Here is a 24166-nt window from a genome sequence, read left to right as displayed (position 1 = left end):
AGATCGTCATGAACTATCAATGTCCTCTATGTCACCAACCTCTTGAGCTAACAGCAAAGACGTTTAAGTGTGAAAACAACCATCAGTTTGATTTAGCAAAAGAAGGCTACGTCAACTTGATGCCAGCGCACCACAAACGCTCAAAAGATCCAGGTGATAACAAAGAGATGATGCAAGCACGTCGTCGCTTTTTAGAAGGCAACCATTACGATCCGATGCGCCAAGAAGTGGCAAGCCTATGTGCCAAATACACCGAAGGCACAAGCCATCAATTGTTGGATATTGGTTGCGGCGAAGGCTACTACACAGACCAAGTTCAGCAGTCTCTGCATTCACAAAATGAAGAAGCGACGGTGTATGGTCTGGATATTTCTAAAGTCGCCATTCGTTTCGCGTCTAAGCGCTACCCAAATTGCGATTTCAGCGTGGCATCAAGCCATCGCTTGCCGTTTGCAGAGCAATCTTTAGACGCGATTTTGCGTATCTACGCTCCGTGTAAAGCAGAAGAGCTACAACGTGTGATTAAAGATAACGGTGTTGTTATCACAGTCACGCCAGCAGGCCGTCACTTGTACCAGTTCCGTGAACGTATCTATCAAGAGATACGCTTGCACAACGAAGAACCAGAGAACATTGAAGGGTTCGAACTTGAGCATCAACAAAAGCTCAACTACACCATGGACTTAAAAGACGGCGTCGCATTCGACCTACTGCAAATGACACCATTCGCATGGAAAGCCAGCGACGAACTTCGCGAAGAGCTAAAGTCATCTACACTTTTCCAATGTGAGGCTGACTTTATGTTGCGTGTTTACCGTAAGAAATCGACTCAATCTGAGAATGAAGCATAAAATGTAACGCTAATTATTCTCATTACCATTGATTCATTTATCAGCCTCCATTAATATCATTCGGACATTTTTGGAGGCTTTTTAATGCGCTTTTCTACACTAAGTCTGATTTTTGCAGGCTTGCTTACTGGTTGTGCTTCAAATGCACCGACCGCTCCCAACGCCGCAACTGACGACGTAACCAGTTTCTACGACTACCAGCTTCACGCCCCTTCCGGTGAAGCCATCTCAGTCAACCAGCTAACTCCAGCCCTACAACAAGCCGACGTAATTTTGATTGGTGAATGGCACACACACGCTGGTATCCACCGTTTTCAAACCGACATGCTAAAGCAGTTGTCTTCTGCTAGTCGCCCTCTTGCGCTTTCAATGGAGCAGGTCACACGCGACAAGCAAGCAATCTTAGATTCATACCTAAACGGCGAAATTGGTGAGCAATACTTTATGAAGCAGAGTAATGCTTGGCCAAACTACGAAAGTGATTACCGCCCGCTAGTTGAGTTTGCCAAGAAAGCTGATATTCCCGTGATTGCCGCAAATGCGCCGAAAAATATTGTGCGTTGCATTGGCCGCCAAGGCATCGATTACTTAGATAAGCTCGACAGTGATGAGCGCGGTTTTGTCGCAGACGAAGTCAACACAGCAAACAGCCCATACAAAGAGAAGTTCATGGCATCCATGCACCACGGCAAGCCAGAGCAGACCGAGAAGCAATACGCAGCTCAGGTTACATGGGATGAGACCATGGCAGAATCCATCGTTAAATACCTAGAGAAACATCCGGGTACTCAAGTAGTTCACGTCGCGGGCAAATTCCATACTGAAGGCGGTTTAGGGACAGCGGCTTCTATCTTGAATCGTAACCCAGATTTAAACGTTGTCGTCATTACCCCTACTGCGGACATCACCTCAGACGGTTCGGATTACCAACTAGAAGTCCTTGCGCCACCGGTGCGTTACGTACAAGACGCAAACCGCATGGCTGCGTACAAGCACCTTGCTAAGCGTAATAGCGATCTTCAATGTAAGTAATCAGAAAAATCCGACTACGACTTTAGATAAATAGGTCTGCTTTTTGCTTTAGTTTCCGAATAGTGACAGGAAGCGGCAAAAACAGACCTATTTTCGTTCTGATTGATTCAAGAAATAACGTTTGCCGTCGATATAGATATAACTGCTTTTTATACCCAAGTAACCTCGAGATGCTAGGTTCAGCGAGAATGACTTGGTTTGTAGACGCGGCGGCGATTTAAAGGTTTGGTGGGCCCAAATCAAGAATCGACAACAAAGTATACAAGCCAAGTCAACTCGCCCTTCGGGAGCGTGTCATTGACCCAATTTCTGCGTCAAACAACTTGGAAAGAGCCAGCTATTACGCTGCGTTGTTTTCCTTGACCTCGAATCAATGACAACGCTCTGAATCCTGCATCTTGAAGTCACTTGGGTATACCTGCACTCATGAAGGAGTGTCGTTGTTCGAAGGGGTAACAGATGAATCCAGTAGGAAGCAATTCAGTTAATACATACGCTGCTCAACAAAACAAAGTTGAACAAGCAAAAAAGGCAGATCAAACTACCGACGCAGCGCCACTAAAGGTTGAACAAAACAAAGTGACGCTTTCTTCTGAAGGAAAAGCGCTGCTTGCCGCTCTACAGCAAATCGACCATGAGAGTAAAAAGGTCGAAGCGGAAAACAAAACCGTTGGCGATAAGGTTGAATCTTTTGCACATGGCGCTCTCGGTATGGACCATCCAGATACTATCGAAGAAGAGGAAGACAGCTCCTACTCGGCAGGCCAATATCTTTCAGCTGCACTGACCGTTGGCGGCATTATTCTGGCTCTTGTTTAACCTCACCCGCGTTAAGCAAGAGTTTCTTTCGTTACGATAACCATCCTCATTTGAACGCGTTTTTTGCTCCAGTCCATAATGGTCGACGATTCATTATTGGACGATGGACTATGAAAAAGGCTTTTCAATCTTGCCCTTCTTCAACTCAATTTCTCCATTTTCCTATTAAGTACAGCCGATAAGTTCGCGCCCGACGAATCCCAAATTTCACAGAATTATCTCGATTATGCTGCTGCGTAAGGCGAGTTCTGTTTGCTGTTCATCATTTGTCTTTAGAAGGGCAGGAGGAGTTGCCACTCTATTCAGACAACATGGTGAGAGCAAAACTGACCAAACTTGGTTCTAAAAAGGCTTCCATGCCTTCCTCAATCGAGTTTGCTCATCGTGACCCAAGCCCTGCCTAAGCGGTGTAGCTTTAGCTCATGACTTTCGACTCCTAAACTTAACTCAAAGCCCACTTCTGTGGGCTTTTCTTATTTTAAGGTCTGTTAACCTTTCGAGCTGATTTTTGCAGCAGTTTGTAGGTTGTTTATACAAGGCGGACGCTAAGAATAGTTGGGCGTCCCATCGAACAAAACTCAACCACGAAGGAGCAACAGCCCCTAGACTTAGTGAATAAAAGTGACTTCCACATGAACCTTTTATGACGGTAGCATTTCTGCAATAAATCCTTGTTTTAATTCGAGCGCTTTTATAAATAAGGAATATACAATGAAGCACTTAGTGACCCCAATTCTAACCGCAGTAGCGGCATCCACACTTTCTTTCAATGCGCTCTCTGCAGAAATCAAAAACGTCATCTTGATGATTGGCGATGGCATGGGCCCTCAACAAGTTGGCTTGTTAGAGACCTACGCCAATCATGCACCAAACTCTATCTACAAAGGCGAAACCACCGCACTATACAAACTGGCACAAGAAGGAGTAATCGGCTCCTCTTTGACAAACCCAGAAGACGCCATCGTTGTGGATTCTGCTTGTTCAGCAACCATGCTTGCGACCGGCATTCCGACCGCTTCTGAAGTGATTGGAATCGATAGCCAAGGCAACCACGTTGAAACAATTTTGGAGAAAGCGAAGGCAAAAGGGAAAGCAACAGGCTTGGTTTCAGATACCCGCATGACGCACGCGACACCTGCCGCTTTTGCCTCTCACCAACCTCACCGCTCGTTAGAAAACAGTATCGCCGTAGACATGCTAGAGACTGGCGTGGATGTGATGCTTTCTGGCGGCCTTCGTCATTGGATTCCTAAATCGACCAACGACAAAGGCGACACTTACAAGCAACTTGAGCAACTGACTCAAGGCGACGTCTACCTAAAATCAAAACGTAAAGATGAGCGAAACCTTCTGGCGGAAGCGCAGCAGCAAGGTTACAGCCTAGCGTTTAACCGCAACATGCTTGAACAAGCAAAGGGTGAAAAAGTACTGGGGCTCTTCGCTTATTCCGGCATGAATGATGGCATAGCTTACAGCCACAGCAAAGACGATCCGAAACGTACCCAACCATCGTTAAAAGAAATGACAGAGAAAGCGCTCGATGTCCTTTCAAGGATAAAGATGGCTTCTTCTTGATGGTGGAAGGCGGTCAAATTGACTGGGCAGGTCACAGTAACGATGCAGGCACCATGCTGCATGAATTGATCAAGTTTGATGAAGCGGTAAATACAGTTTATGAATGGGCAAAAGGTCGCGAAGACACTCTTGTTATCGTCACTGCCGATCATGAAACTGGCTCTTTTGGATTCAGTTACTCATCAGCAAATTTGCCAAAGCCAGAAAAGCGCAGTGGCGAAGCATTTGCGAACCGCGATTACGTACCCAACTTCAACTTTGGCCAGTTTGATATTCTCGATGGCCTCTACAATCAAAAGCAAAGCTACTACGGCATGATCAGTGAGTTCCAAAAACTCGATGAAGCAGCACAGACGCCAGAAAAGTTGGCTGAAATTGTCAACGCGAGCAGCGACTTCTCCATCACACCAGAGCAAGCTGCGCGCGTATTAGCAAGCAAGCCTAACCCTTACCGCCTCGCGAGCCACAAGTATTTGAGTGAAGAGAATGTCCCAGCGGTCAACGACTTTGACGCCTTCTTCCCATACAACGACCGTGGCAACTTATTAGCACGTGAGCAAGCGACCAAACAAAATACAGTCTGGGGAACAGGCACACACACGCATACTCCGGTAAACGTTTTTGCATGGGGGCCAGCGGGTACTATTCTTCCGGTTTCGAAAATCATGCATCACTCACAGCTGGGTGAATACCTGATTCAACAAATCAAATAATCCGTAATTTGCACTTACTTTCATCTTTTGGTGAAACCTTCACGCCCTCATTAGAGGGCGTTTTTTTACATAGAAACGGTTGACGCCCCGCACTCAACGTTCCAATATCTGCGGGTTATTTATAAATACGATCAATACCATGTGCGAAATATTTGCTAAGCAACCTCAGGAAAACTACCAATTTATCACCCGCTCTATCCGTATCGATGGCCATGCTACGAGCGTGAAACTTGAGTCCAGCTTTTGGCTGATCTTAGAAGAGATCGCTTCTGCACAAGAGATGACGGTGCCGAAGTTCATCAGTGCGGTTTACCAAGAAGCGTTGGAGCATAATGGTGAAGTAAACAACTTTGCCTCCTTGCTGCGTTGCGCTTGTCTAACGTATGCACGCCAGCCTCAAGAGACCATGGCACAAGCGTTGAACGAACTGCATTAAACAAAACACCCACACCTCCCCCAACGTTCATTGTCGTACCTGAGTACTACCTATTGCGCGCGAAAACTGACTAGTCTAAGCGCACAATTAAGGAGTACTCATGACAAAAATGATTCATACCATGATCCGCGTAAGCGATCTGGAGCGTTCTCTTAAGTTTTATCAAGACGCACTTGAGCTAGAAATCAAAGACCAATACGTATTCGACGGCTTTTCTCTTACCTACCTAGCAAACCCAGAAACAGGATTTGAGCTAGAACTGACGCACAATCACGACCAAAGTGAACCTTACACACATGGCACAGGTTACGGCCACCTTGCTGTAAGTGTGGAGGATATTGCGGCGACACATCGACGCCTTAACTCATTGGATATTGAAACCAGTGACATCAAAGTCTTTGACCATCAGGAAAAGCACTTAGCAACATTCTTCTTCATTACCGACCCAGACGGCTACAAAATTGAGTTCTTGCAGCGTCAAGGTCGCTATCTCTGATAGTAAGTTCTGTTCTAACAGGAACGGCCACTATCCCCTTTAATAACAACAAAGAAGCAAACACAACTATGATTCATTTAACTGCTGCATTTCACGCAAAACCTGACTGCTTATCTCAACTAAAACAAGCATTAGAAGCGATGCTAGAGCCGACTCGAAATGAGACTGGCTGCGTGCGTTATCACTTGTTCCAAGACAAAAATGACCCAAGCCAATTCTTGTTCCAAGAGCAATTTGCAGACCAAGCCGCGTTTGACGAACATTGCAAAACAGCACATTTCCAGACTCTACTGAGTGAGATTGATGGTTTACTTGCCAGTGAACCAAAAATCACGTTCTTGGATGAGCTGTAATCTTTACTGCTAAACCGATAAAAAAGGCGCTCTAATTGAGCGCCTTTTTGTTGATTTTGGATTCAAGTAAAAGAAATTTATGCTTCTTTCTTTTCCACCATGTGCAAATGCACATCTTGTTGTGGGAATGGAATCGAAATGCCTTCACGGTCGAAGCGCAGTTTCACTTCTCGGGTCACATCCCAGTATACATCCCAGTAGTCATCCGTTTTAACCCAAGGACGAACAATGAAGTCAACTGAAGAAGTGTTCAGCGTATGAAGCTTGATCATTGGCTCTGGAGAACGAAGTACTGAAGGGTGAGACGTCACGATATCTGCCAATACTTCTTCTGCTTTTAGTACGTCATCTGAGTAACCAATACCAAAAACCATATCGACACGGCGAATGCGCTCATGTGTCACGTTCTTAATCACGTCACCCCAAATCTTGCTGTTTGGCACGATGATGATTTGGTTATCGAAAGTACGGATTGTGGTGTTCACCAAGCTCATGTGGCTTACCTTACCGTCTACACCACCTGCGTAAACAAAGTCACCGACATCGAACGGACGGTAGATCAGTAGCATCATACCCGCAGCGAAGTTTGATAGCGTATCTTGTAATGCGAAACCGATGATCACACCAGCAATACCGAAACCGGTCAGGATTGGAGCAAGGTTAAGGCCGATTTGAGATAGACCAACCATGATACCGATGATCCAAACGGCTTTGCCTGACATCGAGATAAAGAAGTCTTGCATCAAGTGTGACAGCTTCAAGTTCTTCGATGCCACCGTCTTGCTAACCACTTTACGCGTTAGCTTCGCCAGTGCGCGGGCAATCAGCAGGATCAGAGCAAACACAAACAACTGGAAGATGTGCTGTGGTGCGTTTTCAGCAAACCAATCCACCATTGAGTTCGACCAATGACTCAAGATAGACAGAATTACTTTGGTGTTCAGCAAATCATGCGTGATGCTACCTGTCACCTCAAAGATCTGACGCTTGTATTCCGATGTTTCTAGGCCAACTTTATCGCCAATGGTGATCAGATTGCGTAAGCTCTCTGTCGCGATATTTAGTCGTTGCTTTAGGATCAGTTGGCTTAGCTGCAGAGACGCTTTTTCTGACTCTGGGCTAGAGGAAATTTGTGAGCCGATGATTTCGCTTTGCTGATTCAAGTACTCAATCGACGCAGACAGCAAGCGCATGCGCTTATCAACGTTGTCTTTGAATGTCGCTTCCGCATCTTCATCTTGCACACCTAGTGTTTTCAGCCAGTTAAGGTTCTGCCAGCTTGATTCGTAGCTTACGTCCAAATACTGCTGCAATTCACGATAGCTGTTGACTAAAGACAGTTTGTCTTCGTCTTTTGCAGTATTGATTTCTTCATTAAGCGTTTTGACTTTGTCATCTAGGTAAACGACCGCGCCTTCAGAATACTTCTCTTGAGTTTGAACAAGCTCAATCAGCTTCTCATGAGGAATCGATTTATTGCTGATTGCTGTCGCGAGGCGGCTGCGCAGCTCTTCATTTTTTTGGAACAGTTGCAGTTGCAAGGCATCACGCTCATCGCCACTGGCTTGTTTCAAGCTTTCAGACAAATCGATGATGTCTTGGTTGATGTTATCAATCGCTTTTTCAGCGGCAGAAACCTTTGGTACTTCTACGACCGTTTCTGTGCTTTCTGTTGCTCGAACCACAAAGGAACTCATGGTCAAAGCAAACGCCATAAATAACACCACAAATGGTGTAAAACGCACTTTTAGGGGGGATAGTAACGTCATTTTTACCTCGTAAGAGACAATCTTGATCGGGGTGACCAAGCGCCGGAATGTAAATCCTTGAAATTAGATGCTCTAAGTTTACAACACGAATCCGCAAACCGAGCAGCATTTAGTAAATTATGCGTCAAAGTTCCTACAGCGGATCCAAATTTTCTTAATCTAAATATGGAATAGCAGTTGCCACTTCTTCTGTATTCTTCGCTTAACTCAGCACAAAGTCTGTGCGACAGCCCAAACAACGAGTCACAAAATCAACGGCTATAAAAATCTCTGCTACGTTTAATTGGCAGTCAAAACTGTCTTATGAACACCAATCACTACTGATAACAAGCGCAATTGTTTCAATAAGATAAGGGATTTCACATGCCTCTTCATAAAAAATCGACCGTCCGTGGCTCTATTCTCGATGATGTGTACTCATCGAAAGATCTTTCCGTTGTTATGCCCAAGTATCGTATTCCAGATGAAGAACACTCGCCGGAACATGCTTACCAAGTGGTGCACGATGAACTGATGCTCGACGGCAACTCTCGCCAGAACCTCGCCACATTTTGCCAAACTTGGGTAGAAGAAGAAGTACACAAGTTGATGGATGAGTGCATCGACAAAAACATGATCGACAAAGATGAGTACCCACAAACCGCTGAAATCGAATCTCGTTGTGTTCACATGCTGGCAGACCTTTGGCATGCGCCAGATGCCGAAAACCCGATGGGATGCTCAACGACGGGTTCCAGTGAGGCAGCCATGCTCGGCGGTATGGCTCTGAAATGGGCATGGCGTGAAAAAATGAAGAAGCAAGGCAAGCCGACTGACCGCCCTAACCTGATTTGTGGCCCCGTTCAGGTGTGCTGGCACAAGTTCGCTCGTTATTGGGATATCGAACTACGCGAAATTCCTATGCAAGGCGATCGCCTAATCATGACGCCAGAAGAAGTGATTAAACGTTGTGATGAAAACACCATTGGTGTCGTTCCAACTCTTGGGGTGACTTTTACATGTCAGTATGAACCTGTAAAAGCCGTGCATGAGGCTTTAGATCGACTCCAAGCGGAAACAGGGTTAGACATCCCAATCCATGTCGATGGTGCAAGTGGTGCGTTCCTCGCTCCTTTCTGCGATCCAGATTTAGAATGGGATTTCCGTCTACCACGAGTCAAATCAATCAATGCTTCTGGGCATAAATTTGGTCTATCGCCGCTAGGCGTTGGGTGGGTGGTTTGGCGAGATGCGGATGCGTTGCATTAAGATCTGATCTTCAACGTTAACTATCTCGGCGGGAACATGCCAACTTTTGCCCTCAACTTCTCCCGTCCTGGTGGTCAAATCGTTGCTCAGTACTACAACTTCCTTCGTCTCGGTAAAGAGGGATACCGAAAGATCCACCAAGCCTGTTACGACACCGCTCGATATCTAGCAGAGGAGGTCGAGAAGATGGGCATGTTCAAGATTATCTACGACGGACACGGCGGGATACCTGCACTGAGTTGGTCACTCAAAGAAGACGCGAATCCGGGCTTCAACCTCTATGATCTCTCAGATCGCATCCGATCAAGAGGTTGGCAGATCGCCGCTTACGCCATGCCAGCAGAACGCGAAGATCTGGTGATCATGCGCATTTTGGTTCGCCACGGATTTAGCCGCGATATGGCCGATCTTTTGATTGCCGATTTGCAACACTGCGTCGACTTCTTTGCCAAACATCCGATTGTTAACGGCAGTGATGCAGACGAATCGAGCAACTTCAATCACGGTTAACGCTCTCACCTTACACGCAAGAGCGAGGAATATGGGTTGTACCTCGCTCTGCCACTCACTAGGTAACAGGTGACACTATGTCTTTTCTCTTTAGTTACTTGTCAGAAAACCCATTCGTTTTTCTCTTTTTATCTCTCGCCATTGGTTATCCACTTGGCCGATTAACCTTTAAAGGCGTTAGCTTAGGTACAACCGCCGGAACCTTAGTCGTTGGTGTTGCTCTAGCGCTGACTTCCTTTTCTGTTTACGGGCTAAAAATTGAAGAACCGGGCTTGGTGTCAGACATCTTCTTGATGATGTTCATGTACGCCATCGGGATGAAAGTCGGACCGCAATTTTTCTCTGGGTTAGCACGGGGCGGCATCGACTTTGTGGTTATCGGGCTCATTGTGGTCTTTAGCAACTTCGCGATTGTGGTGATCGGCGCAAAATTGATGGGGCTAGAGCCGGGCTATGCGGCTGGCATCATTTCTGGAAGCTATACTGTGACCGCCGTAATGGGCGTTGCGCAATCGGCAATAAGCTCGGGAGCCTTTACCCCTCCTGAAGGCATGAGTATTGATCATGTCAGTGCCAACATCGCAGCCGGATACGCAATCAGTTATGTTCTCTCAACTGTCTTAATCATCCTATTTATTAAGTACCTTCCTTCCCTATTTGGTATCGATCCCGTTAAAGCGGGCAAAGACGCTGAAGCGGAATACTCCACTGGAGACGACAATGAAAAATTGCCAAGTACATTTGGCTTCTCTGACGTCGGCGTACTTCCGATTGATGTGAGAGCCTACAAAGTTTCGCACCAAGAACTCGTCGGGCGTTCAGTTCAAGAGTTGTATCAGAAGTTCCCTGATGCCGCGGTACTAAAAGTGGTTCGAGGTGACCAAGTCATTGATGCTTCTGACAATCCAATACTTGAGTTAAATGATGTGATTGGCATTCGAGGGGAATATCACGTGCTGATTGCCGAAGGCGAAGCAGACATCGGTAACGAAGTCGACGAACCAAGAGCAAGAAACGTCGATATCGAAGTGGCTGATATCCACGTTGGCAAATCCGAACACGCAGGGAAAACGGTCGCACAATTGCATGCTGAAGTGGGCTTTGGCGTTTATTTCAAAGCAATATTTCGACAAGGCCACCAGCAGCCTTTGTTGTCGCAAACTAAGGTCGAAGTGGGTGACGTTGTACGTATTGCAGGCTCCCAATGGTGTGTCGAGCAAACCGCGTCCAAACTCAATAGCGTCCCGATTGTAGAGAGCACGGTAACTGAAACCTTCTACCTTGCCCTCTCGCTTCTTATTGGCTATGTCTTTGGCCATTTGAGTGTCACGGTTGCTGGCATTCCTTTTGCGTTAGGTACGTCAGCTGGTTGCATGCTAACGGGAATCGTCTTTTCCTTTTTGCGAACCCATAACCCAAGCTTTGGCGGCCCGATGAGCGAAGGCGCGAGAAGCTTTTTGCAAGACATCGGCCTAAACCTATTTGTCGCGGTATTGGCGGCAACCGTAGGACCGAAAATCTTAGCGTCATTCCAAGGCATCATCGTGATTAAAATTGCACTCTTGGGTGTGACCGCAGCACTCGTGCCGCCTCTGTTAGCTTGGTTATACGGCTTGTATTTCCGCAAGATGAATCCTGCGATTTTAGCCGGAGCCTGCGCTGGCGGACGCAATAGCACACCGGCAATGAAAGGGGCTCAAGATGCCAGCCACAGTGACATGCCCGCAATTGGCTACCCTGTGCCTTATGCGCTGACCTCTGTATTGGTGCTGATATTAGGTTACATCGCCATGGTCATTAGCTAACCCGCCATGCGTTAACCCCTAACAAGTTAACAAAAGAGCAGTTTTAGCGGGATGAACTATGATTGAATCGTAACAGTTCCAAACGGATAGCAGATAGCTAACACAATAATGAGTAAGGAGAAATTATGGGCTTTCTATCTTGGATTATTCTAGGTTTGATTGCAGGTGCACTGGCTAAGTGGTTGATGCCTGGTAACGACGGAGGCGGCTGGATTGCCACTATGGTGCTCGGTATTGTAGGCGCTTTCGTTGGTGGTTTCTTAGGAAGCTTTGTGGGCCTTGGCGGTGCAGACGGCGTAAACATCGGCAGCATCGTCACCGCGACTTTAGGTGCTTTCGTTATATTGTTTGTCTACAACCGTTTCTTAAAAGGTTGAGCACTTTTTACTTCATTCAATAACAAACAAGCCTTTCATAATGAAAGGCTTGTTTACATTCGACTATGGGCGGTTTGGGTGATTCAAGAACCACAAGAATTAATTTTTGTTTTTATGAATCCTGAGAGAGACCAGCAATACCAATGGGTTCATGGATTTCTCAACAAAAAGCCCTTTCCCTAAGCAAAACCTGAGAAAATCATCCAAAAATTCTCAACTATCCCATCAAGTAGATCAAAGCAGTTCTCGACATTTTGTCGCTAGTCAGTGTTCCACTCCACGTGAAAGCACTCTTCCACATAGCTATGCTTTGCATCATACAATGCAATGGTGATCACACTTGCCAGATATACCTTCTAACTCACCTCTGGACAAATTTTACTTAGAGTAAAGCAGCTATTCCCTGAAGTTTTTTACTCGAACCAATACAGAAGCCACTTATGAAGATGAATAGCTATTCACTTTGTAGGTTGCTTAATACTCAGAATAGTTAGTAGCGCACTTTTAATCATCCACAACTTCAATCGTTATATGTTGGGCACCAAGATATGTGCCTTCATCAATCTCATAACGTAAAGTTTCACCACAATGAGGGCACTCAAATTCTTCATTGGGTTCAATACACTCATCTTCGAGCCAATCCCAGCCAATTTGTTTTTCACAAGTAGGACATCTCATTCAGTCATCCTTATTCATTTAAATACAACTCCGCCATACCATCGAGCTTACTTTTCACTTCTTTCCAGCTCGGCATCACGCCGGTTAATAAGCGCCAGAAGCGTTCACTATGGTTGTATTCTGCGATGTGGCAAAGTTCATGTAAGATGACGTAATCAATGCACTCTTTGGGTGCTTTGATTAGGTGAGGATTGAGCATCAACGTGCCTTTGGCTGAACAGCTTCCCCATTGTTTTTGCATCGGCATAATGCGAAATGAAGGGATACCCTCTACCCACGTTGCTTGCGGTAAAAGCTCAGCTAAGCGTTCGTGGAAAACCCGTTCTGCACGAACGCCATACCAACCAGATACCAGTGCTTTGACGAGCTTTGGCTTATCTTCGTTAAAGCGGTTAAGCGTGACTAACAGCTTACCTCGTTCCATCTTCACGCTGGAAATGGCATCTCTGTCTTCAACCACCTTTAATACATAGCGACGGCCTAGATAGAATTGCATCTCACCGCTCACATAGTGTTTGGTTTGCACATATTCTAAATGAGTTCGGAACTCTACCAATGCATTCCAAATCCATTGAGCGCGTTGCATGACCGCTTCATGGATTGCTGATTTCTCAGCATCCTGAGGCGCAGTGACAACCACTCGGCAATCTGGATGCACTCGGATGGTGATTTTCTTTTTCTTGCCTTCAGCAAATACCTTGCGGATCACCTCATAGGTAACAGCTTCATCACCATAGATGAAGCTGTATTCCTCGGTATTGCCTTCTTGATGGTTAACAGAAGTCATGCTTAGTGACCTGACTTATTGTTACCAGACAGGCCAAGACGGGTGATTTGAATAACATCTGTAATAATAGCTTGCGCTTTATCGATACCCACATCAGCGAACAGCAGTGGCAGCAGTCCTAAACGGATCTGATTTTCAATCTCCGATGGGTTAATTGAAAACTCGGCAACCGCTTTACGCACAATGCCATCAATGTCTAACGCATACTGAAAGCACTGCTCTTCGGTTAGAGGTAATGGCTCTCCCCCATTTTCTTTTAGCAACCCATGTTTTAAGAACAGACCATAGTAGGCGTGAACATGGCGTTTGATTTTAGGGTCAAGCTCTGCAAAGCGATCAGTCGGCATTCCAGCTACCTCTCGATCTTTAACCTGCTGCTCGAAATCTGCAAACAGAAGGTACTGTTTTACAGGGCTGTCAAACATCTCCTTGGTTTTCTCGATAGCTTGCTTTAACAAGTTTGAGAAATACTCTTGGGCATACGGATCATCCGCCAAATCTTGCTCAATCATCTTGGTTACACGACCTGTGATGACATCCTTTTTGTTATTGGCTTCATCATCGGTCATTTGCTCTGGTTTGGCATCTTTACCCATGTTGCCAACCAGATAAGCGCCTTCTGGCTCTTCAATCGACACACCTGCAATGTGCTTGTCTAACATGGCGCGAATATTTTCCGAATACTCGTCGTAGTCCACGGTTTCCTCTGCATCTGCACGTACTTGTTGACGCAGTTGGCTCATGGATTTCAACGTGTTTTTATAAAGCTGACGCTTATCATCAAAGCTCTTATCTTCAAAGTAAGTAGCCGATTGCAGAGCTACTTTTAAGCAGTTAGCAAACGCAGTCAGCGCATCATAAAAATCATTACGCAGCTTTAAGTTGGTATCTGTCAGTTGACCATCAATCGTATCAATTTTAGGTGCCAAAGCTTGACGCAGTGCTTGTCCATCTTGCTTGTTCTTCACACCAGAAAAAATTGCCCATAGGTCATCATACAAACCTGGCAACTTCTTGTATTCGGTGTCCATGCGGTTATACAAACCTTTGAGATCATCGATATCAAAGCCGCCTTGGGTACGCTCAGCTAAATCTTGGTATTTCTCAATAGTGGTATCCAATTCACGTAAGATGCCACGGTAATCAATCAAATAACCAAATTGCTTTTTCGCATGTAAGCGGTTAACTCGCGCAATGGCTTGAATAAGGTTGTGCTGCTTTAATGGCTTGTCGATATAGAGCACTGTGTTTTTAGGCTCATCAAAGCCTGTTAATAGCTTATCGACCACGATCATAATGTCGGGGCCTTCATCCTTTTCAAATTCTTGGATGAGGTGCTTGGTGTAGGCTTTTTCATCGCTCCAGCCTTTCTGTGCGACGTTCTCTTTCCACCAATTTTGCACCAAATCGGTGCTTTCACTATCGACGCTATCGTGTCCCTCACGGGTATCAGGTGGCGACATCGCAACCACAGAAGTGACTTTACCGATTTGATCGAGCAGCTTCTTATAGCGGATTGCAGAGGCTTTAGAATCACACGCCAGTTGTCCTTTCAAACCTTGCTGCTTAAAGTTTTGAAAGTGATCAGAAATATCGTGCGCAATGAGCTCTAAGCGCCCTTCGGTTTGGTAGATCTGACCTTTTTGCGCGAACTTGCGTTTTAAGTCTGCACGTTGCTTCTCCGATAGGGTATCGGTAATACGGTTAAACCATGCATCAATGGCTTTATCGTTGGTGCTCAGATCCGGAATACGCTCTTCGTACAACAGTGGCGTAACGGTGCCATCTTCGACGGCTTGCTGCATGGTGTAAGAGTGAATGATCTTACCGAACTTGTTCTCGGTCTTATCGTCTTGCAGCAGAGGTGTACCTGTGAAACCGATATAAGCGGCTTTTGGCAAAGCTTGCTGCATACGGATGTTATTCTCACCGTTTTGGCTACGGTGGCCCTCATCCACTAATACGATAATGTCTGGGCTATCGTTGTAGCATTCAGGTAGGTTAATCGCTGTACCAAACTTGTTGATGATCGAGAAGATGATGCGCTCATTGCCTTTACCGATTTGCTCGGCAAGGCGTTTACCTGTGGTTGCCATTGCCTCTTTTTTGTCTTTATCTGACAGTGCGCCGCCAGAGGCAAAAGTGCGAGCAAGCTGATCTTCTAAATCGACACGGTCAGTCACCACCACAACGCGGCATTTCGCTAACTCTTTTAGCCAAATCAGGGCTTTTGACAAAAACACCATCGTGAAAGACTTACCCGAACCTGTGGTATGCCAAATCACACCGCCATTTCGTGCGCCCTTCTCATCAAAAGAGGTGATGCGCTCCACCAAGGCTTTAATGCCAAATACTTGCTGATAACGCGCAACAATCTTGCCTGCTTTTTTATCAAACAATGTGAATAAACGAGTTAGCTCTAGCAAGCGGTCATGGCGCAGCAAGGATACCAATAAGCGATCTTGGTCTGTCACCACCAAATCACCGCCTGCAATCAGTGATAGGTATTCGTCTTTAATCGCTGCCGTGCGATGGCTGAAAATCGCATTCAATTGCGCGTCATTCAGTGAGGTGTTCTTAAGGCGCTCAAAGGTGCTTTCGGTGATTTCTTCTTCTTTCCATTTCGCCCAGAACTTCTCTGGTGTACCGCACGTACCGTATAAACCATCATGACCATTGATGGATAGCAACAGTTGGCTGTAAGCAAACAGATGCGGAATTTCATCCACTTTTTGGTTGCGGATGTTTTGCGAAATACCTTCGGTGATGGTGGGTTTGCCGTTGATGCTGCTATCGGGGCGTTTTGCTTCTATCATTACCCAAGGTAAGCCATTAACGAAACAGACCACGTCAGGAATGCGTTTGCCTGTACCACGAGCGTTCTCGACTTCCATCTCTTCGGTGAAATGAAATTGGTTGTTTTCAGGTGTGTCCCAATCAATGATTTGAATGGTTGGGTTAGCTTTTTTACCTTCGACAAATTCAGTGACACTAATGCCGTAGGTTAACGCGTTATAGAGCTTTTCATTGGCGGCTTTTAGCCCTTCATTCATCGCAGGGTTAGCCAACTCTTGCACGATTTTATCAATCGCAGCTTGCGATAAATGGCGTTCTTTACCCATGAATGAGTAGGTTTTAAAACTCAGAACCTTGCGTAACACCTGCGGCAAAATCACCGTGGTTTTGTTGCCACGCATTGCCATGCATTCACTCGGCGGGATGAATTGGTAGCCAAGGTTTGTAAGCAAAGTTAGTGCAGGGATTTTTGCACTTTGCTCTTCACGGAAGTTGGGTAAGTTGCCTGACATTGTTATCTCTTAATTTGTCGATTCGTTCTAATTTTTTTGTATTTAATGGTGCTTACGACTTTTGGCCTGATTGAAATCGATAACGTTATTAGGAATGCTGCCAATTCCTTCGTAGTATTCATTCATCGCTTGGTTAAGTTCGGCATTCATCTCGTCCAGATAGCTGTCATCGGGAATCCCATGCTTAACCATTTCGGCGTGCATCATCTGTCGGCGTAGAGAACTAAATAACTGGCGGATCAGTTTGTCCTCGTTGCCGCCCAACTCACTATAAGTTTGCATCCAATCAATGAACATCTCTTCATCGGGATGAAAGTGATCTTTTTTCTGCTTGGTCGAGCGAATTAAACTGTTAATCCACTCATCAAAGCTTGCTGACTGTTCATGCCCTTCAGGTAGAGAACCCGCTTGGTAAACTCGGTTTTCAAACTGCCAAGCAACATCATTAATATGGCTTTGTACGCTGCGGTCACCGCGTTGGCAAAAGTAAGGCTTAGGATGAAGTTTGATGAACTCATTGAACATCTCTTCAAAGCTCTCTTCATCGCACATTTCGAACTCTTCACCAAAGAACTGCATATTGTTAAACAGCCTTTCAAGCAGCTGATTAGTGAACTCGAGCCAATCCCCTTTTTGAATGCCAACAAACACCATGGAATAGCGAGTTTCAACGTGCATGGCGATTAGTACTTTCTTGCGTTGTACATTTACCGCATGAACCAGCCAAGCACTCATCGGAGGTTGGGTTCTGAACGCATCTACTGGTTCAGAATTACTGATAGAATCCGTTGGCGGCGCTTCCAATGGAGAGACTTTTTTGCCATTGCGTTTCACTGTGAAGAAGTCCGCAGCGGCTTTTGTACAGTTGAATACTAACATTGTGTATTACCTAGCTTTTAGTAAACCTATGTGAGGCTGTGCATCACATAGGTTGAGAGAGTAGATTAAGCGGCTTCGGTTTTTGCCACTTTTACGCGGCGTTTACCCGTTAATAACTGCTGCATCAACGCCTTTTTCTCTTGCTTGAAGTATGCAAGTTTGGCTTCTAACAACTCGATTTCCTTGTCGGCAGCGGTAAGCACTGAGGCGATTTTTTCCTGCTCTTTTAGTGATGGTTGAGGTAACTTGATTTCTGAAAAATATTTATAACTAATGATTTTTCCATCACGAATGCCTTCAAGTCGACTCTTCATTGCTTGAATAAAAGAAAAAGACTTTAAATGATATTTGTAGAAGTCATCACTTATTTCTATTTTCGGATGTAAAATCACATAAGCGGGGCTACAAATACCTTTGTATTTAGAATATTCAATACCACCTTGGAAGCTTCTTAAACTAATAATGAAGTCTCCTATCTCAACAACTTTGTAGCCTGCAATACTGCCCTGAGTCACTGAAACATTGTAATCAATCAGTTCTCTTGGAACAGCACCTTGATCTTGCGTGATCGCAAGTATAGGTAGATCTGAGTTATGTTTTTTATTAGACCTTGTCGCAAATATACTGCCTGCTTGAACATAAGCCCACTCTTCCTCAAACGCTTTACCCGTTTCAGGATCAAGCAAACGCTTTTTACCCGTCAACAACTGCTGCATTAGGGATTTTTTCTGCTGCTTGCTGGCATCAATCAGCTTTTCTGTGGTTGCAATTGCCTTATCCCATGTCGAAAGGACTTGGGCGATTTTGCGTTGTTCTGGGAGAGGTGGTATACCAATTTTCAAGCTAAGCAACTCACCTTTCGTGATATTTTTCATTGAACCGCTTGTTCCCGTTGCTAAGTTGGATAGCGTATATCGGCAATGTTCAGATGAAAGCAAATAGCTTAGCCACTTCATATTAGAGTTAAGTTTTGGAACCGTCTGCCATAACTTATCTGGTAGAAACAAGTTATCGTATTGTCCGTCAATGTACGCACTCGCTCCTACTAACTCTTCTGTATTACTGCGGCTTATTATTATTTGTCCCTGCTTAGGGTTAACTTTTGCACGAGCTAATTCGGTAGCCGATGTAATAGCTTTAGCTGCATTTGGTCTAAATACGCCATAAGAAACTGCACTTACTTTTAATACACCTTTTTCATCTTGTTCAAGAGGTCGATCTTCTCCATTTACGCTGACTCCTGATTCAAGGCCAAGTAAAAGATCTCCAACTCTTCCATCAACCCAACCATTAGGCACCATAACCCAACTCCTCTAGGTAGCCCGCCATTTCCGCTTCTAGGTCGGCTAGTTCAGTTTGTAGCGCCAAACGCTCACTACGTACTGCCATCAAATCGATTTCCGCTTCTTCTTCAAAGGTATCCACGTAGCGAGGGATATTGAGGTTGTAATCGTTCTCACGAATCTCATCGAGCGTTGCCACATACGCGTACTTATCCACGTTGTCGCCGCTGCGGTAAGTCTTCACGATCTTGTCGATGTTTTCTGCCGTAAGACGTTCTGGTTTTTGCCAGACTTAAACTCACGCGAAGCATCAATGAACATCACATCCTTGGTGTCTTTCTTCTTCTTAAAGATCAAGATTGCCGCTGGAATGCCCGTGCCGAAGAACAGTTTTTCAGGTAAGCCGATCACCGCATCTAGCAAGTTTTCTTCAATCAGTTGTTGGCGGATTTTACCTTCGCCTGATGCACGGAATAGCACGCCGTGAGGCACAACCACGCCCATTCTGCCCGTCTCTGGTTTTAGGGTTTCAATCATGTGCGAGATGAATGCGTAGTCGCCTTTGGTTTTTGGTGGCACGCCACGGCGGAAACGACCAAAGTGATCGCTTTCTGCGTATTCATGACCCCATTTATCTAGTGAGAATGGCGGGTTTGCGGTTACGACATCAAAGTGCAGTAAGCCACCATTAGCATCTTGTAGCTTAGGGTTACGAATGGTGTCGCCCCATTCAATGCGGTGGTTGTCTTCGCCATGTAGGAACATGTTCATTTTTGCCAATGACCAAGTTGAGCCAATTGCTTCTTGACCAAACAGAGCGTACTGCTTAGAGCCTGCAAAGTTCTTCTGAACCTGTTTACCACACTTCATCAACAGTGAGCCTGAACCACATGCAGGGTCACAAATGCTGTCACCTTGTTGTGGCTCTAGGATGATAGAAAGCAGATCCGACACCTCTGGCGGAGTATAGAATTCACCTGCCGATTTACCGCTGCCAGCCGCAAAGTGTTTGATCAGGTATTCGTAGGCGTTACCAATCACATCCAGCGAGCCAACACGGCTTGGGCGTAGGTTTAGGGTTGGCTTACCAAAGTCTTCCAATAGGTGGCGTAGAATGTCGTTCTTTTGCTTTTCATCACCCAGTTTATCGGTGTTAAAGCTGATGTCTTGGAACACACCTTTTAGTTTGGTGCCGTTGGCTTCTTCAATCGCATGCAATGCTTGGTCAATACGAGAGCCATTGCCTGCTTCAAAGCGAGCTTCGTACAAGTCCCAGAATGTTGAACCTGCTGGAATTTTGAATGATTGGCTCGCAAGCATGGCTTCGATCATATCTTGGTTGTCACCAAACTGAGTGGTGAGTTCTTCCACTTTGTCTTGACGTACATCTGAGATGTATTTTAAGAACAGCATGGTCAAGATAAAGTCTTTGTAGATGGATGGGTCTACGGTGCCACGGAACGTATCACACGCCGACCAGACGGCTTTGTTGACTTGATCTTGGTAAAGAGGATCTTGGTTGATAGTAGAGTTTGGCATTAAGTTATCTCGAATAGCGTTAAATTTTTTCAATTAGCGATGCTGCAATGCGTTTAAATGAGGCAAAGCAGGTATCAAAATCATGGGGTTCGGTGTTAAACACCATTGGCGTGACAAATTCCTGAAAGCGTTGGCGGAATATTGCATTTTCCTCAAGCTCTTTGAGGCCAAGTTGTAGCTCTTGTTTGGGGTTGGCAACAAACTCGGCATGTTGATTGCCAAAGCGGGCAATATCTTCTGCCAATACCGCTTTGAATAGACCGTCAATCGAGTCGAGTTCTTGCATTGAGAGCGTTGTTATGCAGTGCACATCGTAAATGTGGCGAACTAAAGCAACATCATCGCTTCGCTCCGTATTGCGTTTCACTGACATGGTACGGCGAAGCATCGAAATAACTTTTTCAATTAGTGTGGTATAGACAGAGACGCAATCAAACGCACTCACTTCGTGCGGTTGTCGGTACAACTCTGCAACCAGAGATTGAATGCTGCGCGACTCTACATCCAGTAATGGAATGGTTTCGATTAACTCTAACTTGATGATGGGGCGAAGGCAGGGCGCTTGACTAAACTGCTGCGGGTATTTAAGTTCAAACTCGACGTAGCGGTACTCATCTCGCACAGAACGCGCTTCAACGGTAAATCGCTCTGACTGGGTGATCGCCTGTTCAATCTCGTTAACACATGCCTTTCTCGCGGCTTTCTTTTTTGCTCGACTCAGTTCATCAAATGCTGGGTTGGGGATGAGTTTTATATCCACATCTTCCGACATTCTTAGAATTTTAACGTTTGATTTCGCCAACGCAGTGCCGCCAGAAAAGACCATTTGATGATGCTCAGGACAAACTTTCGCTAGCTCAGCCAGTAAAGCCACGACCCAGTAATCTTTTTCAATGATGGCTGGGTTTCCGAGCTCAAGCGCATCGGAAACCTCAAGGAACTGTTGTTTTAGTGTGTTCATACTAACTTGGTAAGTTCAGCACACGGCTACCGACCACCAGTTTGCGATTAAACTGTTTTGGGTCCCATGAATACTGAATAGAAGATGGAATTTGGGTGCTTGAACCTGAAAGACTTTGTAGCGATAGACTATCCATCTCAAAATCAACGCCTTTCATTTTAAGAATTTCTCGCATAAGGGCATCGGTCCCTCCCGGATTAGTCGGCATAGGCTTACCTGTGAGACTATTGATTCTTGCTTTGGTATACAAGCCATAGCCAAGCTTCATTAACTCACCTTGCTGCACAAGCTGCCTCAGGGCCCGACCTATTTGGTCGTAACTTGCAAATCCATCAAAGTCTTTGCGTTCAAATACATAACGTCTTGAACGCTTTATCTTTTGATAAATGCGGTCTGCTGCTGTCATTTGAACCTCCTTACGTACAATAACAGCAGTATAACTGACCGTGTACATTCAAGGAATAGATACGGCATGACAGAATGAAGAAAAACGGCATCGCCATACACCTAAAAATAAATAAGTTAATGTAAATAAATAACTTTAAGTGACGACATTCTAATTCAGCCATTGCCAATAGCAAATGCTGACCTAGTTCAAGAATCGGTATTCTCAGAGATCTTTAATGCATCTTCTATTTCAACACCAAGATAGCGAATGGTATTGTCGAGTTTTACGTGTCCGAGCAATAATTGAACCGCACGTATGTTCTTTGTCCGTGCATAAATGAGTGTTGCTTTCGTTCGGCGCATTGAGTGAGTACCATACTGATATGAGTCGTAGCCAAGTTTTGTTGCCCAACGACGAATGATTTTTAGATAACGGCTATAGCTCATGGATTTACCCTGCTTTCTGGAACTAGGAAACACGTAATCTGACGCGGTAATTTGGCTTTTCATGATCCACTGTGCTAACGATTGTGCTGTACGGGAAGTGATCTCAAACTGCACCTCTCGCCCCGTTTTACTTTGACTGTAGAGCACACGGTCTTGAATAACACCGCCAGAGGATATGTCTCTCACTTTCATTCTAAGTAAATCGCATGATCGTAACTTGCAATCTATGGCGAGATTCAGCAAGGCGAGTTCCATGATGTTTTCTTCGATTTCGAGCCGAGTACGAATTCGCCATATGTCTTCAAGCTTGAAAGGCTTTTTCTGCCCAGTTAGATGACCTTTCTTCGTCCACATAATTGACCTCCAGTCTAAGTTTAGAAGTGGCCTTAGTAAGGTTAGTGGGTGGTATACAGAAGAAGTGGTGCTGGTAATTAAGAAGATGCTTGACGGTTGATTGTGGCTACTCTAGTCTCGCTCCCCTTCTTGGTGCCTTTTTAAAATCCGTCCAAGACTTTCGATGAGGCACCTTGAGGAAGAATAGAGGACGTTTTGTTCTCTTTGGCGGCTTTTGTACCATTCTAATGCAGCGATTGGCAGGATTTGCAAAAGCCGCTTCTTGCTAATAGATAGCATTCATCGTTTAAGGCTTTGTTTATATATCTTTCGCAATGTAGAACGATTCATTCCAAGCATTCGTGCGGCCTGAGCCTGATTGCCTCGGGTATGCAGCAAGAGCACTTCGACAATCGTGCACTTCACTTCTGGTAGTAATTGGCTGAGATCGGGCGCTGCATGCTTTTTATCTGCAATACCTGTCAATTCAAGCTCTTGTTTCACACATTGAACCACCTCATCCTGCGTTATCAAGGTCGTCATATTTTTTTCCTCTTACTTTTTCTTCTTTGAACGATGTATAGCAATGTGCGACTAAGCGCCCTTGTTGAGTTTTGTAGGGCAAACCAGAATTACCAATGTTGATCCTTTTTCGCCAGACTACAAGTGTCTCTAATGAGCTCGCAGCGTTCATTTTTCGCTGTATTTTTTCGAAGTATCCGTCAAAGCTCATGAATTAAGCGCAGCTGTATAGAAAATGAATAAGCTCGGAGTCCGAATTAACAGGAAAGTTCCCTAAATCTTTTGTTAATTGGGATGAGAGTAAGATCACAGCCTTTGTAGGCAGAGTGCTCATCCGTGCCATAGATTAAGATGATTTCTCTTACCGCGATAGCTAATAGCCTTATTGTTACCTGAGTCACACTTTTACAAGGTCTGACGTGCAAGGTTAAAATCACAAAATAACGCCTCCTTCCTTCGCTTTAAAGCCCTAAAAGTGCTTTGAAAAGGAAGTTGCGTGTAATTCACTACCGCCAATTACTTTTACCCCACATAAAGAATAAGCACCTTGATTCATTTCGATTGCTAGAATCCAAAGTTATTTGTTTTTGGAAACAGCAATGAAATCGTCGCAACCTGATGCTTCAAAAAAGGTCTACCCACGAATCGGTAAAGTCTATGAAGTTCACTCAGATAAATCTCGCGTTAAAGTCAATTTTCACGGGAATCCAATCGGTCAGCCTATATGGGCAGTCATAGGTCGAGCGTTTAAAGCTTCTGACATAGATCTCGCTATTGATAACCAATTGAACTGCCAAATCAACTTTATGGATGGCGATCTTAGCCTTCCTATCCTTGTTGACATCTTCACCTCTCTACTAGAGGAAGACCTATTGATACTCCGAGCCAAAAACATGGTTGTTCAAGGCGATGAAAGTGTCGTCCTACGCTCAGGGGAGACTCAAGTATCAATGACGGCGAAAAGTGGTACGGTTAAAACCAACGCCCAAAACATCAATACATCGGCAGATAAGCTACAAAAAATTCAAGCGACCAAAGTGCGCTTAAACTGATTGAAA

Annotated in this window: 21 protein-coding genes and 2 pseudogenes; 12 read left to right on the top strand and 11 right to left on the bottom strand. The window is 45.1% G+C overall.

Annotated features, from left to right (window positions below; translation table 11 throughout):
- Positions 1-8: 8 nt before the first annotated feature.
- From rlmA to KJB05_RS05505, 8 genes are all read left to right on the top strand, one after another.
- Positions 9-851 carry a 23S rRNA (guanine(745)-N(1))-methyltransferase gene (gene rlmA, locus KJB05_RS05535; protein WP_208444936.1) on the top strand — a complete coding sequence of 281 codons (843 nt, stop codon included), beginning with the start codon at positions 9-11 and terminating at the stop codon, positions 849-851.
- An 84-nt stretch (positions 852-935) separates the two neighbouring features.
- Positions 936-1883 (top strand): ChaN family lipoprotein, encoded by a 948-nt coding sequence (locus KJB05_RS05530; RefSeq protein ID WP_038896092.1) that lies wholly within the window; start codon positions 936-938, stop codon positions 1881-1883.
- Between the two features lie 459 nt (positions 1884-2342).
- Positions 2343-2702: a hypothetical protein gene (locus KJB05_RS05525; RefSeq protein ID WP_208444937.1), complete on the top strand. Its 360-nt coding sequence runs from the start codon at positions 2343-2345 to the stop codon at positions 2700-2702.
- 711 nt (positions 2703-3413) lie between these two features.
- Positions 3414-4277: an alkaline phosphatase gene (locus KJB05_RS28520; RefSeq protein ID WP_244868316.1), complete on the top strand. Its 864-nt coding sequence runs from the start codon at positions 3414-3416 to the stop codon at positions 4275-4277.
- The gene (locus KJB05_RS28515) at positions 4211-4990 is read left to right on the top strand and encodes an alkaline phosphatase (protein ID WP_244868323.1); all 780 of its coding nucleotides are present in this window, start codon (positions 4211-4213) and stop codon (positions 4988-4990) included. The genes KJB05_RS28520 and KJB05_RS28515 overlap by 67 nt, the downstream gene beginning before the upstream one ends.
- A 139-nt stretch (positions 4991-5129) precedes the next feature.
- Entirely contained in the window at positions 5130-5426 is a 297-nt protein-coding gene (locus KJB05_RS05515) for a ribbon-helix-helix domain-containing protein (RefSeq protein WP_208444939.1), read from the top strand.
- A gap of 100 nt (positions 5427-5526) precedes the next feature.
- Positions 5527-5922, top strand: a complete 396-nt coding sequence (locus KJB05_RS05510) for a VOC family protein (RefSeq protein ID WP_045480672.1) — start codon at positions 5527-5529, stop codon at positions 5920-5922.
- 68 nt (positions 5923-5990) lie between these two features.
- Complete coding sequence (locus tag KJB05_RS05505; protein WP_208444940.1) at positions 5991-6275, top strand: putative quinol monooxygenase; 285 nt, start codon at positions 5991-5993, stop codon at positions 6273-6275.
- A gap of 77 nt (positions 6276-6352) precedes the next feature.
- Here KJB05_RS05505 and KJB05_RS05500 read toward each other — a convergent pair whose 3' ends face one another.
- Positions 6353-8044 (bottom strand): mechanosensitive ion channel domain-containing protein, encoded by a 1692-nt coding sequence (locus KJB05_RS05500; protein WP_005439768.1) that lies wholly within the window; start codon positions 8042-8044, stop codon positions 6353-6355.
- A gap of 363 nt (positions 8045-8407) precedes the next feature.
- On the opposite strand from KJB05_RS05500, the pseudogene KJB05_RS05495 reads away from it, so the two are divergent.
- From KJB05_RS05495 to KJB05_RS05485, 3 genes and pseudogenes are all read left to right on the top strand, one after another.
- A pseudogene (locus tag KJB05_RS05495) lies at positions 8408-9802 on the top strand (glutamate decarboxylase).
- Positions 9803-9879: 77 nt separating this feature from the next.
- Positions 9880-11607 (top strand): transporter, encoded by a 1728-nt coding sequence (locus tag KJB05_RS05490; RefSeq protein ID WP_208444941.1) that lies wholly within the window; start codon positions 9880-9882, stop codon positions 11605-11607.
- Between the two features lie 125 nt (positions 11608-11732).
- Entirely contained in the window at positions 11733-11984 is a 252-nt protein-coding gene (locus tag KJB05_RS05485) for a GlsB/YeaQ/YmgE family stress response membrane protein (protein ID WP_005439775.1), read from the top strand.
- Positions 11985-12488: 504 nt separating this feature from the next.
- Here KJB05_RS05485 and KJB05_RS05480 read toward each other — a convergent pair.
- From KJB05_RS05480 to KJB05_RS05435, 10 genes and pseudogenes are all read right to left on the bottom strand, one after another.
- On the bottom strand, positions 12489-12662 hold the full coding sequence (locus KJB05_RS05480) for a hypothetical protein (RefSeq protein WP_170960937.1): 174 nt from the start codon (positions 12660-12662) through the stop codon (positions 12489-12491).
- Between the two features lie 10 nt (positions 12663-12672).
- A complete protein-coding gene (locus tag KJB05_RS05475) occupies positions 12673-13449 on the bottom strand; it encodes a SprT family zinc-dependent metalloprotease (RefSeq protein ID WP_208444942.1) in 777 nt (258 codons plus the stop codon).
- Between the two features lie 2 nt (positions 13450-13451).
- Positions 13452-16757 carry an HsdR family type I site-specific deoxyribonuclease gene (locus tag KJB05_RS05470; protein WP_208444943.1) on the bottom strand — a complete coding sequence of 1102 codons (3306 nt, stop codon included), beginning with the start codon at positions 16755-16757 and terminating at the stop codon, positions 13452-13454.
- 42 nt (positions 16758-16799) lie between these two features.
- Complete coding sequence (locus KJB05_RS05465; RefSeq protein ID WP_208444944.1) at positions 16800-17636, bottom strand: hypothetical protein; 837 nt, start codon at positions 17634-17636, stop codon at positions 16800-16802.
- A 65-nt stretch (positions 17637-17701) separates the two neighbouring features.
- Positions 17702-18937: a restriction endonuclease subunit S gene (locus tag KJB05_RS05460; protein WP_208444945.1), complete on the bottom strand. Its 1236-nt coding sequence runs from the start codon at positions 18935-18937 to the stop codon at positions 17702-17704.
- A pseudogene (locus tag KJB05_RS05455) lies at positions 18927-20458 on the bottom strand (type I restriction-modification system subunit M). The gene KJB05_RS05460 and the pseudogene KJB05_RS05455 overlap by 11 nt, the downstream one beginning before the upstream one ends.
- A gap of 19 nt (positions 20459-20477) precedes the next feature.
- The gene (locus KJB05_RS05450; RefSeq protein ID WP_208444947.1) at positions 20478-21419 is read right to left on the bottom strand and encodes a nucleotidyl transferase AbiEii/AbiGii toxin family protein; all 942 of its coding nucleotides are present in this window, start codon (positions 21417-21419) and stop codon (positions 20478-20480) included.
- A gap of 1 nt (position 21420) precedes the next feature.
- Complete coding sequence (locus KJB05_RS05445; protein WP_085343578.1) at positions 21421-21825, bottom strand: DUF6088 family protein; 405 nt, start codon at positions 21823-21825, stop codon at positions 21421-21423.
- 188 nt (positions 21826-22013) lie between these two features.
- Positions 22014-22607 (bottom strand): tyrosine-type recombinase/integrase, encoded by a 594-nt coding sequence (locus tag KJB05_RS05440; protein ID WP_085343577.1) that lies wholly within the window; start codon positions 22605-22607, stop codon positions 22014-22016.
- A 279-nt stretch (positions 22608-22886) separates the two neighbouring features.
- On the bottom strand, positions 22887-23129 hold the full coding sequence (locus KJB05_RS05435; RefSeq protein ID WP_104036867.1) for a helix-turn-helix domain-containing protein: 243 nt from the start codon (positions 23127-23129) through the stop codon (positions 22887-22889).
- A gap of 578 nt (positions 23130-23707) precedes the next feature.
- Here KJB05_RS05435 and KJB05_RS05430 point away from each other — a divergent pair.
- Positions 23708-24160 (top strand): hypothetical protein, encoded by a 453-nt coding sequence (locus KJB05_RS05430; RefSeq protein ID WP_208444948.1) that lies wholly within the window; start codon positions 23708-23710, stop codon positions 24158-24160.
- The last annotated feature ends 6 nt before the right edge of the window (positions 24161-24166 follow it).

The organism is Vibrio sp. B1ASS3 (assembly GCF_905175355.1).
GTDB lineage: Bacteria > Pseudomonadota > Gammaproteobacteria > Enterobacterales > Vibrionaceae > Vibrio > Vibrio owensii.
Note: the sequence above shows the minus strand (reverse complement) of the source record. Positions and strands in the feature narration are given on the sequence as shown.

What these genes read in the sequence shown, in the direction of transcription:
- rlmA (WP_208444936.1), top strand. Translation starts at nt 9, where the DNA reads ATGAACTATCAATGTCCTCTATGTCACCAACCTCTTGAGCTAACAGCA.
- KJB05_RS05530 (WP_038896092.1), top strand. Translation starts at nt 936, where the DNA reads ATGCGCTTTTCTACACTAAGTCTGATTTTTGCAGGCTTGCTTACTGGT.
- KJB05_RS05525 (WP_208444937.1), top strand. Translation starts at nt 2,343, where the DNA reads ATGAATCCAGTAGGAAGCAATTCAGTTAATACATACGCTGCTCAACAA.
- KJB05_RS28520 (WP_244868316.1), top strand. Translation starts at nt 3,414, where the DNA reads ATGAAGCACTTAGTGACCCCAATTCTAACCGCAGTAGCGGCATCCACA.
- KJB05_RS05515 (WP_208444939.1), top strand. Translation starts at nt 5,130, where the DNA reads ATGTGCGAAATATTTGCTAAGCAACCTCAGGAAAACTACCAATTTATC.
- KJB05_RS05510 (WP_045480672.1), top strand. Translation starts at nt 5,527, where the DNA reads ATGACAAAAATGATTCATACCATGATCCGCGTAAGCGATCTGGAGCGT.
- KJB05_RS05505 (WP_208444940.1), top strand. Translation starts at nt 5,991, where the DNA reads ATGATTCATTTAACTGCTGCATTTCACGCAAAACCTGACTGCTTATCT.
- KJB05_RS05500 (WP_005439768.1), bottom strand. Translation starts at nt 8,044, where the DNA reads ATGACGTTACTATCCCCCCTAAAAGTGCGTTTTACACCATTTGTGGTG.
- KJB05_RS05490 (WP_208444941.1), top strand. Translation starts at nt 9,880, where the DNA reads ATGTCTTTTCTCTTTAGTTACTTGTCAGAAAACCCATTCGTTTTTCTC.
- KJB05_RS05485 (WP_005439775.1), top strand. Translation starts at nt 11,733, where the DNA reads ATGGGCTTTCTATCTTGGATTATTCTAGGTTTGATTGCAGGTGCACTG.
- KJB05_RS05480 (WP_170960937.1), bottom strand. Translation starts at nt 12,662, where the DNA reads ATGAGATGTCCTACTTGTGAAAAACAAATTGGCTGGGATTGGCTCGAA.
- KJB05_RS05475 (WP_208444942.1), bottom strand. Translation starts at nt 13,449, where the DNA reads ATGACTTCTGTTAACCATCAAGAAGGCAATACCGAGGAATACAGCTTC.
- KJB05_RS05470 (WP_208444943.1), bottom strand. Translation starts at nt 16,757, where the DNA reads ATGTCAGGCAACTTACCCAACTTCCGTGAAGAGCAAAGTGCAAAAATC.
- KJB05_RS05465 (WP_208444944.1), bottom strand. Translation starts at nt 17,636, where the DNA reads ATGTTAGTATTCAACTGTACAAAAGCCGCTGCGGACTTCTTCACAGTG.
- KJB05_RS05460 (WP_208444945.1), bottom strand. Translation starts at nt 18,937, where the DNA reads ATGGTGCCTAATGGTTGGGTTGATGGAAGAGTTGGAGATCTTTTACTT.
- KJB05_RS05450 (WP_208444947.1), bottom strand. Translation starts at nt 21,419, where the DNA reads ATGAACACACTAAAACAACAGTTCCTTGAGGTTTCCGATGCGCTTGAG.
- KJB05_RS05445 (WP_085343578.1), bottom strand. Translation starts at nt 21,825, where the DNA reads ATGACAGCAGCAGACCGCATTTATCAAAAGATAAAGCGTTCAAGACGT.
- KJB05_RS05440 (WP_085343577.1), bottom strand. Translation starts at nt 22,607, where the DNA reads ATGTGGACGAAGAAAGGTCATCTAACTGGGCAGAAAAAGCCTTTCAAG.
- KJB05_RS05435 (WP_104036867.1), bottom strand. Translation starts at nt 23,129, where the DNA reads ATGACGACCTTGATAACGCAGGATGAGGTGGTTCAATGTGTGAAACAA.
- KJB05_RS05430 (WP_208444948.1), top strand. Translation starts at nt 23,708, where the DNA reads ATGAAATCGTCGCAACCTGATGCTTCAAAAAAGGTCTACCCACGAATC.